General features: G+C 44.3%; 10 protein-coding genes. All 10 read right to left on the minus strand.

Features of this window, described 5'->3' with window-relative positions; genetic code table 11:
* Positions 1 to 319 precede the first annotated feature (319 nt).
* The 10 genes from QUF19_RS08630 to QUF19_RS08675 all read right to left on the minus strand — a co-directional run bounded on the left by QUF19_RS08630 (position 320) and on the right by QUF19_RS08675 (position 12517).
* A complete protein-coding gene (locus tag QUF19_RS08630; protein WP_286298753.1) occupies positions 320 to 1744 on the minus strand; it encodes a GumC family protein in 1425 nt (474 codons plus the stop codon).
* On the minus strand, positions 1741 to 2859 hold the full coding sequence (locus QUF19_RS08635; RefSeq protein WP_286298755.1) for a glycosyltransferase: 1119 nt from the start codon (positions 2857 to 2859) through the stop codon (positions 1741 to 1743). Before QUF19_RS08635 ends, QUF19_RS08630 begins: the two co-directional genes overlap by 4 nt.
* Entirely contained in the window at positions 2852 to 3643 is a 792-nt protein-coding gene (locus QUF19_RS08640) for an acyltransferase (RefSeq protein ID WP_286298757.1), read from the minus strand. Before QUF19_RS08640 ends, QUF19_RS08635 begins: the two co-directional genes overlap by 8 nt.
* 80 nt (positions 3644 to 3723) lie before the next feature.
* Positions 3724 to 5112 (minus strand): O-antigen ligase family protein, encoded by a 1389-nt coding sequence (locus QUF19_RS08645; RefSeq protein WP_286298759.1) that lies wholly within the window; start codon positions 5110 to 5112, stop codon positions 3724 to 3726.
* Positions 5113 to 5567: 455 nt separating this feature from the next.
* On the minus strand, positions 5568 to 6716 hold the full coding sequence (locus QUF19_RS08650; protein WP_286298760.1) for a glycosyltransferase family 4 protein: 1149 nt from the start codon (positions 6714 to 6716) through the stop codon (positions 5568 to 5570).
* On the minus strand, positions 6697 to 8229 hold the full coding sequence (locus QUF19_RS08655) for a sigma-54-dependent transcriptional regulator (protein WP_286298763.1): 1533 nt from the start codon (positions 8227 to 8229) through the stop codon (positions 6697 to 6699). The genes QUF19_RS08650 and QUF19_RS08655 overlap by 20 nt, the downstream gene beginning before the upstream one ends.
* A 196-nt stretch (positions 8230 to 8425) precedes the next feature.
* Positions 8426 to 8851: an Hpt domain-containing protein gene (locus QUF19_RS08660; protein ID WP_286298766.1), complete on the minus strand. Its 426-nt coding sequence runs from the start codon at positions 8849 to 8851 to the stop codon at positions 8426 to 8428.
* A gap of 357 nt (positions 8852 to 9208) precedes the next feature.
* On the minus strand, positions 9209 to 10441 hold the full coding sequence (locus QUF19_RS08665; RefSeq protein WP_286298768.1) for a quaternary amine ABC transporter ATP-binding protein: 1233 nt from the start codon (positions 10439 to 10441) through the stop codon (positions 9209 to 9211).
* The gene (locus QUF19_RS08670; RefSeq protein ID WP_286298770.1) at positions 10434 to 11333 is read right to left on the minus strand and encodes an ABC transporter permease; all 900 of its coding nucleotides are present in this window, start codon (positions 11331 to 11333) and stop codon (positions 10434 to 10436) included. The genes QUF19_RS08665 and QUF19_RS08670 overlap by 8 nt, the downstream gene beginning before the upstream one ends.
* Before the next feature lie 191 nt (positions 11334 to 11524).
* On the minus strand, positions 11525 to 12517 hold the full coding sequence (locus QUF19_RS08675; RefSeq protein ID WP_286298772.1) for an ABC transporter substrate-binding protein: 993 nt from the start codon (positions 12515 to 12517) through the stop codon (positions 11525 to 11527).
* Positions 12518 to 12660: the final 143 nt, after the last annotated feature.

A 12660-nucleotide genomic window follows, 5' to 3' on the forward strand; every position in this document is an offset into this window, starting at 1 on the left:
GTTCCAGTTTTATATTGCACGTCTCGTGCCAGTTAATTAACTGTTAAATTTCAATGATTTATTGTTTTGTCGTGTTTGCTGAAGGGCAATTCTCAAAATAGGAATCAAAACAGAATGTTTGTTTCAACCAATGATAAGAAAATTAGGGAATGAATAAGCAGACTAAAACTGACCAGAAAACCAAAACATAAAAAACACCAACGAGAGGTTGGCGTTTTTATCGGTGTTTAGCTGATTCTGCCTATGATCTCATTCTTGCTAAGAGCTAATTTTTGCTAGGAGCTAGGAGCTAGGAGTTAGGAATTAAGTGATCGTGTGATCAACTCATTCTAGGAATCACGGTAATCACGGGAACACCCATGATGTCTTCTATTTCATCTTTTCTTTTGATTGAAGAATCAAACAGTTCGAACAATATCGCTAAACCGGTTCCTAAGCCGATGCCAGCAAGCAGACCCGCGATAATAAAGATGAATGACGGCATGTTAGATTTGATGCTCGGTGTAAACGGTAAATCGATAATCTTCACTCGTTTATTTTCTTCAAATACCCCGAGAGAACCGGTTAACTGAGCCATTTCGTAACGCTCTGTGAGCTCGTCGTAAAGCTGACGTTTGATCTTCACATCACGTTGCAAGCGATACATCTCTTTTGCGTTCTCACCAAAGTTGTTCGCTTTGTTTTCCAATTCAAAAATCATCGTACGAAGGCTTTTGGTTTCTTCGGTTAAAGATTCATAACGAGCTCGAACCAATTGCAGGCTGTGGAGCTGGGTCACTAACAAGGGTTGAATGTCGGAAAGCTTGTTTAATGTTGTGCTACTCGCGATGTCCCACAATTGATCGCTGTTCATGCCTGGCTGTTTTTGTTCCAACAAGGCTGTTCGCTCGTTTTCAAGTCTTTCCAGCTCACGAACTTTGGCTTGTACTGCACTGTGTTTGTCTGTGTATTTTGCTTGTAACAGAGTTAGCGCACTACGAATATCAATGATTTGATCTTCTAGACGCCCGATGACAGGGTTGGTTTTCGAGAGTTGTTGATCTATCGAACCCAAGCTTTTTTGGACACCAGACAATTCGGCCTCTTTCTCTGCAAGTGTTTGTTTCAATGACGCCAATCGATTCAAACTTTGACTCTGAACCTCAGGTGTCGAATGCACATTTTCGTTCACGTACAGCGCAAGTGCTTCTTCTGCTTTTCTTAACTCTGCGTTTCGTTCATCGATGTGAATTTTAAGAAAGCTACTTGAGTCTTGAATCGAAGAACGCTCTGGCGCTAATAACTGCTCGATAAAATGTTCACTGACAGAGCGAAGCGTGTCTTCCATACCTACAGGTGTATCCGAACTTAGGCTTATCTTTAGGAAATCTTTCCCTAATTGTGTGACGGACAAACGCTGCGATAAGTCGGTAATGATTTCTTGTTTCTCAACGTCTGACATATCAGGAGTCGTCAGGCCAAGCTCTTGAGCAACGGAGTAAAGGACATGTCGACTGTGAAGCAAGGTACGAAGTGCACTCATACGGTCTTTGAGCATCGTGGATACCGCAATGTCTTCAAGAAACGGGTTCATCTTAGCGGTTTCCTGAATCAACATACTGGTGTGAGCATCGTATTTTGCTGGCGCCAACTTACTTACTCCAAAACCGATGAAAGGCAGAATAAGAATCGGCACCAAAATTACATAGCGTTGACGCCACGCCGCATTCAATAAAACCAATAGACGCAATTTTAAGTTGTTCATAATAGCTCCAGCATCCAATGCACGAAGTTACCGCGGTTTTGCCAGCTGTCTTTTGATACAACAGACACAGGGGTGTTTTGAAGGTTACGCGCGCAATTAAGTGCCTCGATCATTTGTTGCGCGTTCTCTACGGTCGAAACATGCTCTTTGTAAGGAAGCAGAGCCGGAAAAGGTGTGGCGATGATTGGCGTTCCGGCTGCGAGGTATTCCATGAGTTTTAAAGGGCTGCATGCACGGATTTGTTCATTATCGACAAAAGGAAGTAAGCTCACATCCCAATGCTGAGAGTAGCTTGGGAGGGAGTGATGAGGACGAGGTCCAAGGTAATGCACGTTATCAAGTTCAGGCAGAGATAACGTATCTAACTCGTTTGGCCCAATGAACACAAAATCCCATTCAGGCATAGCTCGAGCAACATGTTCAAGTAACGAATAGTCGAGCCACTTTGATAAACTCCCATAAAAACCAGCAATAGGTCGGTGTTCGCTTGGCAGATCATGTGCTCTTGGTGCAGGTGTCGAAAATAAACTGACATCGACACCGTGAGGCAGCAGTTGCGCTTTGTCTTTAGGGAACTTCGCCATTAAGTTCTCGCTGGCTGCGAATATGAGATCAGACTTTTCGATCAATTCCGATTCATGCTTTGCAACGGTTTGATGGTCAACGCCAGCCAAAGCGCTAAAGTCATCACCACAATAATAAACAACAGCGGATTCATTGAGGTACCCGCACAGGTCAACAGCAGTCGGTAGGGATGTCCATAGGATTGGAGCGTGTAAATCCAGCTCTGCAATAATCGGCTTGAGTTGCTTCAACATCATCCATTGCGCAATCTTACGTCCAGTGGCAGAAGACGGCGCTGGAATGGTTCTGAGGTTAACGATGGTTATGTTGCCCACCGCATTCGAATCAAGCATGTTCTGAGTCACGGCTTTGGTTTTGCCAAACAGTTTGTTAGACGCTCTTTGAATATCTTTGACACACCATTTTGGCTGTCTTAAACCAATGGAGTTAACCCACAAAACTTTGTGTTGCTCTGCGAGATGGCGAACCAAATGCTGAGTAGACGAAGGTAGACCTCCGAAATCTTCACCGAACACGATTAAATCACGCATGACGACCTCCATGAGTTTCAAGAGAATCGAATACATCAGATTCAGTCTCAACGTGTTGTTCGTTTGGAATCTGTCCGACCACACGTGCAGGGTTACCTGCTGCAATAGAAAAAGGAGGGATAGACTTCGTGACAACACTGCCAGCTGCAACCACGGTGCCTTCGCCGATAGTGACTCCACCTTTTACCGTAACATTCGTGCCTAGCCATACATCTCTCTCAAGGATGATGCTTCCAATCTGTTCAGGATCGTCGCCTTCGCCTGCTGCTCTGCGCTTAGCGTCTAGTGGATGCCCAGAGTAACCAAACAGAAATGCACCGCCTGCAATACGCACATTGTCGGAAAGAACGACTTTGTGGCCGACGGCGATAGTGGATTGCCATCCAACATCAACGTTGTTACCAATGCTTAGCAATGGCTGGGAACCGTCTGGTGTTGGTTGAGTACATCCCGAAAATGTAGTTTGCCCAGAGATACGACAATCATTACCAAGTTTAATCATGAGTGGGCCACTAACGAATGGCAGGCCACCATAAAGGTAAAGACGTTTACCGCATTGATTAACTCGGCCTTTGAAGGCTGGAGTCCAATAAACAAAGCGTGCTAATCCAGAGATGAAGTTGGTTACCAATTTATGGACATGGTATAGGCACTTGTTGAAAATCTGAGGGCTTGGAAATTCCATTGTTCTGATGTTTTTCAAAATGAAAAATACATTTCTAATATGAGAATTAGGATGAAACTTAAGCCAATGTTTGAATTGATGCGCTGATACTGACGTCATAATGAGAATCTCCATTTTTATCTTTAATGGATAACTTTCATTTTATATGCCACATATTGATTGGTAATAGTTTCAATGAGTTATGAATTTTCGTTTTCTAGGTTCTCATTCTGACATTCAGTTTGGGATACGTGAGATACGCAGACTGTGAGTGCCGCCAAGATATAAATTGGCCAATTGAAACCTTGGGTAAGGAAAGTACCCGAGACAATCGTACCGATTAATCCCGCATAGACTGCGTAGGCCGCAGAATGAAGCGCTGGCGTTACATTGTGGGAACATTGATTGATACGCGCTAATGTTTGTCGAGTGGTGAGGAGCAATGAAACAATCACAGTGATGAACACAATGAGTCCGAGGAACCCAGTTTCGGCCAATACGCCAAACCAAGTACTGTGCACTGCATGGTTAAGGCCGTCCCAGTGAGGGCTGTAGAAAAAGTAATTGGAGAAAAAGTTATTTAACCCAACACCAGTCAGTGGGTTATCAAGCGCCATTTTAAAGGCCGCCTCCCAAGCATATAAACGTCCCATTGCCGACTCATCGATACCAGCTTCTGCTGCTCCACCGGAGGATCTATCTGAAATACCAGCGGCAAAGTACAGGACGATGGCGCCCATCGCACCAAGTGATAGCAGGAGCATTTTAGAACGAATCACTTTTAAAGCGAATATACCTACGACGGCAACACAACCTAACAACCCGCCTCGGCTTTGTGTGGCTATGACAGCGTAAACCAAAATACATCCAGCGATAACACAAAGTAGTCGTTTGAAAGTCGCTATGCCTTGGGTGCTAGCTTGGCTTATCGCAAACGCGAGAGGAAACATTAATACGAGTGCTAAATCGTTTGGATCGCCTAACATCGAGCCGAAGTCCCGACCAATAGTCACTCGAGATCCTTCCACTAATCCAATACCGTTAATTGAGTTATAAATGGCGATAACGCCGACTAATGTTCCTGCACCAACGATGATCATTGATGTCTTCGCGAGTTTTTCGGCAGTATTTACTAACCAAACAATCGCTAATGTCATGACCATTATTTTCCAGTAGATGCCTTTAAATTCAGCCAACGCGACACCTCTGTTGGACGCAAACACTAATCCGATGGTCACCAACACCCAGAACACCATTAACCATGACAAAGAAGGATGCCAATAAGGCTTCAGCTCCCGACTGATAAGGCCGTGCCAAAGTAATGCAGATAAAGCACCTAGCGACAGAAGCAAAGGGATTTTGAACGCAAAAAGCTGAGGGATAGCCTCGTGAATACGGAAGAAAGAGAACACAACGAACATAATCACCAACCAAAAAGTTTTGTTGATGATAAATAGTGCTGCCAATGGAGCAAATGATAAACAAACGGCCACCAATGGGTGAGGCACCATAACCCATACCACGCCCACAATTAGGCAGAGCGCAAAAATACCGATGGTAGAGGGTGCTTTCCTAGCCGAAGCGATCATCAATGCTCCTTATTTGGATTTTTCATACTTAGTCTCATACGTAGGTTGCCAAATTTCTTTATTGCTTTTTAACTAAATGACGTGAGCGAAAACAGTGTTAGGACTAACTTTGCAAGTGTGATGCCATCGGTTTTATATGGTTAACTCACTGTTATTTAAGTCTTAATAAATAGAGTCGATTCGTTTTTTCAAATTGAGAATCAGAATGAGCGGTGAGGTTCTACACGACGGTAATCCATCAAATCAACGAAGTAGTCTGTATTAAGATGCTGAGTGCTTTAAACGCAGATTGGTTTAAGTGACGGTTCTTTTTAATGCGCTCGCTTAGTTTTTAAGGAGTTCGCATGGTTTTCAAAGAGCTTATTTGTGGCTGAACTGTCTAATGTGAAAGTATGGTTGAAGGCTAACACGAGCATTAAATAGTTAATACGAGGACTAGTTTGCTAATACGCGCATTAAAGGCGATAGCAATTCAACAGCTGCGGGATAACGGCTTGTGGCGAATAATCATCGATGACGCGCTGCCTAGCTTTTGCGCTCATGATTTCTTTGTCCGTGGAAGATAGGGCTAACCATGCGCTGAGGTTCGTGTTTAGTTCTGATTCTGACTGCGCGATGTAGCCATTACTGCCATGGTCAATCAACTGCGGTAGGTTGCCCACGGCGGTTGCTATTACCGGAATACCACGAACCATCGCTTCAAGAGCGGCCATTGGCAGACCTTCGTATCGAGAGGAAATAATCAATACATCGATTTGCGGCCATACTGAAGCCATATCATTTTGATGACCATGAAATTGGCAGTTTGCTGGGCTATTTTGTGCTAGCTGCGAACGTTCAGGCCCATCACCAAATAGGTTGAATTGATGTTGTTCAAAATCTTTCGCTAAAGTTATAAAGCGATCGGCGGCTTTCTCGTGGCTTAAACGTCCAACAAAACCAAATCGATAATGACTGAGATGATTGTGATGACTGCTTTGTGCTGTTTGAATATCGCTTGAAACCGATGGTTGAGAAACGTCAGCAACACTCACAAAGTTATTAAGCAATGTAGAGCGAGTAGGGAGTTTACGGCTTATTTTACTGCTAACCACTAGCGAGTGATTTGATATCCAACTTGTGTAACGGTCGAGAAGATCATAAATCCAAACACGACCTGTTGGCGTTTCACCAGCATGGTACGTAGTGATTTGGCGAAGGGGGATTGGCCTGCTTAACAATTTAGTGGATTTACTTACGATACTGGCTTTGTAACCATGTGCGTGAATAAGTTGTGGCTGATATTGTTCTACCGCTGATCGCAACTGAGCTATCGGATTACCTTGGACTTTTGATAGGTCTTGGAGATAAGAGTAAGGCAAGGCGTTTTCATTTAATCGCCCAATAATCGAGGGTTCTGGCGTGTATTGCGTTAACAAAACAACACGTACCTTGTTGCCGTGATTAAGCAGGCCTTTTGCTAGCTCTACAACGTGTGTTTCTATTCCTCCGAAAGTTTGGCTATCGATAAACAACCAAATTTCTCCCAGTACAGGAACGAGAGCCTCTTTGATAAGAGGCTCGTCTACGTTATTCGGGGAGATATTAGGCTTGGTTGTACTCATCTTCAGATTCCCAAGCCTGCTTCTTACGATAAACAGTTGATGGACTTAACTCCAAAAGCACAGCTGCGTTTAACACGTTACCATCGCAATGATTAATCGCATGTTGAATGGCTTCACGTTCAATCTGCCACATTGGACGAATAGCACCTTCGGTGGTTGTGAACGCAGGTGTCATCGGTTCGCTTTGTGCCTGAAGTGTTGATGCTGATGCTGATACTGATGCTTGCTCAAGCTCTTCTGGCGTTAGCGGTGGTAGCCTAGCTTCTGTTACAGGGGGCGGAGCGGCAACAGCAACGGGCGCCACATTTCGTATTGGCGTAATAGACTTCGGTTTCGTGGTCTCTGCTTTATTAATTGGTGGGGGAAGCATGTCTTTAGTCACGCTGCTTTCATTATTCAACACCACGATGTTTCGAATGACATTTTGCAACTGACGTACATTACCTGGCCACGCGTAACGTTTAAATAGGGCTTGTGTCTCTTTGTCGATAGATTTGAATTTCTTCTTATCTTGCTTCGCGTACAGCTTCAAAAAGTGCTTAGCTAGTGTAACAATGTCACTTCCTCTTTCTCGTAGTGGCGGCATCTCGATAGGCACGACATGGACGCGATAATAAAGATCTTCACGGAATCGACCTTCTTCAACTTCAACCAGTGGATCTCGGTTGGTTGCGCAGATGATTCGAACGTCGACTTTGATTTCTCGGTTACCGCCGAGTGGGGTAAAAGTACCTGTTTGTAAGAATCTGAGGAGCTTTTTCTGCATCTCCAGTTCCATCTCACAAAGCTCATCGAGAAATAAAGTACCGCCATGCGCTTGCATCGCTGAACCTTTGCGGTCTGTTGTCGCGCCAGTAAAAGCGCCTTTAACATGACCGAAGATTTCACTCTCCATTAGATCTCTAGGGATAGCACCACAGTTAATCGCGACAAACGGTTTATTGCTGCGCTGACTTTCTTGATGTATCGCTTCGGCACAGACTTCTTTACCGGTACCACTTTCGCCATTGATGAAGACACTGGCAGTCGTTGGGGCCACTGAATCAATGATCTTGTAAACAGCTTGCATCGGTAAGCAAGAGCCGATGAAGTTATGGAAGCGGTCACGATCGAATTTGGTTTGAATGTCGTCAACAAGGTTTTCGAGCTTGGCTCTACGCAGGTGAAGATTAACCGACGTTTTCAGGCGGTCAGCTTGAATGGGTTTTTCTAAGAAATCTTCCGCACCACGTTGAATTAGATCAACGGCTATATTCACTGAACCGTGTGCTGTGGCGATAATGACCGCGGTCGGAATCTCATTGTCACTGATCCAATCCAAGACTTCTTCGCCCGGCATATCGGGCAGTTTTAGATCGAGGATGACGAGCTGCGGGGCGTGTCTCTCTATAAATGTCTTGGCTTCAGCGCCAGTCTCGACATGAAATATGTCGTATGGCTCATCTTTGACGTACTGTTTGTAAAGTACGGCAAGGGAGGTGGAGTCTTCAACCAACAATACTTTAGGGCGCATTGTATAATTCCTTTTAAAACTTTATCCTAACCAATCAATAACATAGAGGCATGTAAGCATCAATGCGAATAAGGTGTATTTGTTACCTACCGCATGCAATCTTTCCGACTGTTCTACTTATCTTTCCGATTGCATCTAATTCGAAATTGGATTGTTGATATTGTCTATGTTGAGTGTTTTTGTGTCGTATATGGTGTTAGCTAAAACCGGCTTCTTTTCTTGCGATAAGGGCATCGATTGAGCGAACTGCTAAGTCTAGAAGCTCGTCGATCTGGCTAAACGCTAATTCGTGGTTCTGTTCTAAGCATTGCTTTTCAAGCTTTCTAGACAACGTTGAAAGCGGTCGATTACCTAAAGCTAGGGCAGTGCTACCAAGGGTATGAACTTCAAACTCAAGCGCCTCTGAATCGTTTGCGGTCGAGGCTTGTTTAATGGCTGCAATACGTGTTTGTGATTCCTGAACATAATGGTCAATCAAAATTGGAATCACATCAGCACTGGTGTCTTTAATCATCTGCTGCAGAATACTTTCGTCAACAAGTTCGACTTCTTGAATCATGGCGCTGTCGTCTTGGGTACTTAAATTCGTGGGTGTCTCTGTGGTTAAGGCTGAGTTCTTCACATCAATTCCTTTTATTTTGAGAAAACGCAGTATCTTAATTTGGTACCAAATTGCACCGTGATTACTAAGTTTTAGACATTTTTTAGAATAATTTCAACCGCTTGCCCCATAAATACAGTAATTATTTTACAGTGAAATATGGGTAAGGTGAGTTTGCTCTCATCGTTAAGCTAATGATTTTAATGAATTAAGTGTCGTTGGTTCGGTTGGTTATGTGCTTTGATGCATCTGGATGAGTTGTGGAAATAAAAAGGCCGTTGCGATTCAGTGATCACAACGGCCTTAGCTTCTATCTGTATTAAAGGCCATTTACGACAACGCTAAATGACAACGCGATAAACAGCACTCAGCACTCAGCTAAGAGGCTTTATCAATCTTTAACTTTGGGGCGGGCTCTACTTCTTCCTCGCTATTTTCAGTAAAGATTTCAGCAACAGCGCTTCGTTCCAGTTCGCCTTTCAGGTTACCTTCTTCATCGACAACAGGAAGCGAGTAATCACAAGACATTGTGTCAGGCAGAACTTCTTCAATTACAGCGTCAGGCAACACCGCTGGCACTTCTTCGTAAATCTCTTCACTGAAGTCATGCACTGAGGAATCTTCAACCGCATCTTGAAGACTTTCTTGGGTCACTAAGCCCTGATAGCCGTCATCGGTCACGTGATAAGCGTAATCGTTTTTCAGCATCTTCATCTGAGCCAGAGCACCTTCAATGGTTTCCGAAGTAATGCGGTAAAGAGGAGGCTGCATAACAGTTTCAACCGTAAGTGCGCGTGCTCGGTTTACGTCTTTTACGAACGCTTCTACATAATCATCTGCAGGGTTCAACAGAATCTCATGAGGCGTACCTTGTTGGACTAATTCACCATCTTTCAAAATCGCGATTCTGTCACCTAAACGAAGTGCTTCATCGAGATCGTGGGTAATGAAGATAATGGTTTTGTGAAGCTTCTCTTGAAGTTCGATCAGCTGATCTTGCATTTCGCTTCGAATCAAAGGGTCAAGCGCCGAGAAGGCTTCATCCATGAGTAGAATTTCAGCGTTGGTACACAAAGCTCGTGATAAACCGACACGTTGTTGCTGACCACCAGAAAGTTGAGCAGGGTACTGATTACCGTAACCTTTCAAGCCAACGGTTTCGAGCCACTCATTAGCCTTGGCTAAACGGTCTTCTTTCTTGATGCCTTGAACTTCCAATCCGTATGCAACGTTTTCAACCACAGTACGGTGAGGCATTAAGCCAAAGCGTTGGAAAACCATCGACATTTTGTGACGGCGAAACTCTTCAAGCTCTTTGGTGTTGAGGCTCATTACATCAATGCCTTCAACCGTGATCTTACCTTGAGTCGGGTCAATGAGACGGTTGAAGTGTCGGATTAATGTAGACTTACCAGAACCTGAAAGGCCCATGATAACGAAGATTTCACCGCGGTTGATCTCGAGGTTAATCTCTTTCAAACCGACGGTATGCCCAGTATCTGCCAATATGTCGTCTTTGTGTTCACCATTTGTCACACGGTTCATAACAGACATCGGCTTTGGTCCAAACACTTTGTAAAGACCACTAATTTCAATCAATGGTTTAGTCATGCTTTAACCCTCCTAGGTGCGCATTCGTTCTACGCGCATAAGCCTGCGAAGCTCGGTCAAATAGAATCGCGAGGGCAACGATGGCAAAGCCGTTCATCAAGCCTAATGTGAAGTATTGGTTGGTGATCGATTTAAGCACCGGTTGCCCTAAGCCTTTAACACCGATCATCGACGCGATAACCACCATAGAGAGCGCCATCATGATAGTTTGGTTGATACCCGCCATAATGGTTGGCATCGCTAAAGGCAATTGAACGCCCCACAAACGTTGTTTCTTACTCGCGCCAAACGCTGTTGCCGCTTCTAACACTTCTTTGTCGACCAAACGAATGCCTAAGTTGGTTAGGCGGATCACCGGTGGAATTGCATAGATAACTACTGCGATAAGGCCAGGGATCTTACCGATGCCAAGCAGCATAACCACAGGGATAAGGTATACGAACGCAGGCATGGTTTGCATGATATCGAGTAACGGGGTAACGATTGACTGCACTCGATTAGAACGTGCCATCGCAATACCAATAGGGATTCCGAGGAATATTGAAACTAGGGTACACACAGTAATGATGCTGAGTGTCCGCATTGTATCTTCCCACATTCCAAAGTAACCAATGAGAAGCAATGAAACCACACAACCTAGTGCCAGTTTCCAAGAGCGACTCGCGGCATACACCAAGCCGGTGCACACGCCAAGAACGATAATCCACGGGGTGGAAATGAGGAGTTTTTCAAACCAAACAAGGAAAGAAAGAAGAGGGTCAAATAATGATTCAATCATTTCGCCGTATTCACGGGAAAATTCGCGGTAAGCGCCATCTAGCGCCTTTTTAATTGCTCGCAAATCAGAGCGTTCCATTTCAGGAAAGCTTGATAACCAATTGCTGTCAGCCATTTTATATCCTTATAGTTCGGCGTCTTTAAGTTCGTCTTAAGTCGCTGTTGAATAACGAGCGAGTTAGACGGTTTCAGTCGCGATAACGCTTAACATCATCGTGACTGAAACTTAGGACTCCGAATATTGAATAACATCAAGTATAGCGACGTTATTTATTCCTATTATTTTCATCTATTTAGCAAGAGCGATTACAGCTCTGCTTCTACTTTTTTCGCGACTTCTTGAGATACCCATGGGTGCCAGATTTCTGGGAATTCACTCAAGAAATGGATACTCGCTTCTTCTCCGTCCGCTTGGTTGTCTTCCATCCAAGCAAGAAGTGAGTTCATTTTGTCGTTGGTGAAACCACGTTTAGTGAAGTAGTCGTAAGCCTCTGGTGCTCTTGATGCGAAGTCTTCTGTCGTGACGGTGTGAACAGGTGAAGGCGGGTACATGGTTGCTTTAGGGGAATCACAGTCTTCCTTAGTGGTACAGTTCAAAAACTCCTGTTCATTGACGCCACTACCAAAGTCAACTTTGACCATATCGTATTTACCTAGCACCGCGGTTGGTGCCCAGTAATAACCAAACCAAGCTTCTTCACGTTCATAAGCTTTCGCGATAGATCCAGATAAGCCGGCACTCGAGCCTGGGTCCACAATAGTGAAACCACTCTCTTCTAGGTCAAGAGCTTCAAACAAGTTACCGGCACTGATTTGACAGTTCCAACCTGCTGGACAGCTATAAAATGCAGATGTATCTGGGTCTTCTGGGTGTTTAAACAAGCTAGCGTTTTTGCGGACGCCTTCAATGGTTGCCATTTCTGGGTATTGCTTAACCAAATAAGCGGGAACCCAAAAACCTTCTTCACCACCGTTTACGAGGGCTTTACCTGCGTAGCGGAGACGTTTCTCTTGGACACCTTTATCGAGTGCGTCTTTGAGGCTGTTACTCCATAGTTCTGGTGCAACATCTGGTTGGCCTTTTTCAATCATCGACGTGCCAGTTGGCATTGTGTCACCAGGGATGAGTTCGGCATCACAACCATAACCGTGTTCTAGGATGAATTGGTCAATGTTGGCGATTAAAGTTGCAGAGTTCCAGTTCATATCTGCGATTGTTACGCTGCCACATTCACCAGCGTTAGCATGACCACTGGCTGCTGCAACTAACAAAAATACGGAGCTTAACTTGTATTTCATATTGAGTTTCCTTTCTCTTTAATGATACAACCAAGCTAATCAAGGTCTGTTGACTAACTAAATTGCTCGATGGTGATCCTTTCCGTGTATTTGAACCATTTGAGCAGAAGGAGGGATGGCGGGAATATGAATAGATAAACCAA

The sequence above is a fragment of the Vibrio sp. FE10 genome (assembly GCF_030297155.1).
Lineage (GTDB): Bacteria > Pseudomonadota > Gammaproteobacteria > Enterobacterales > Vibrionaceae > Vibrio > Vibrio apostichopi.

Excerpts from the sequence above, each read along its gene's own strand:
- QUF19_RS08630 (WP_286298753.1), bottom strand. The coding sequence starts at position 1,744 with ATGAACAACTTAAAATTGCGTCTATTGGTTTTATTGAATGCGGCGTGG.
- QUF19_RS08635 (WP_286298755.1), bottom strand. The coding sequence starts at position 2,859 with ATGCGTGATTTAATCGTGTTCGGTGAAGATTTCGGAGGTCTACCTTCG.
- QUF19_RS08640 (WP_286298757.1), bottom strand. The coding sequence starts at position 3,643 with ATGACGTCAGTATCAGCGCATCAATTCAAACATTGGCTTAAGTTTCAT.
- QUF19_RS08645 (WP_286298759.1), bottom strand. The coding sequence starts at position 5,112 with ATGATCGCTTCGGCTAGGAAAGCACCCTCTACCATCGGTATTTTTGCG.
- QUF19_RS08650 (WP_286298760.1), bottom strand. The coding sequence starts at position 6,716 with ATGAGTACAACCAAGCCTAATATCTCCCCGAATAACGTAGACGAGCCT.
- QUF19_RS08655 (WP_286298763.1), bottom strand. The coding sequence starts at position 8,229 with ATGCGCCCTAAAGTATTGTTGGTTGAAGACTCCACCTCCCTTGCCGTA.
- QUF19_RS08665 (WP_286298768.1), bottom strand. The coding sequence starts at position 10,441 with ATGACTAAACCATTGATTGAAATTAGTGGTCTTTACAAAGTGTTTGGA.
- QUF19_RS08670 (WP_286298770.1), bottom strand. The coding sequence starts at position 11,333 with ATGGCTGACAGCAATTGGTTATCAAGCTTTCCTGAAATGGAACGCTCT.
- QUF19_RS08675 (WP_286298772.1), bottom strand. The coding sequence starts at position 12,517 with ATGAAATACAAGTTAAGCTCCGTATTTTTGTTAGTTGCAGCAGCCAGT.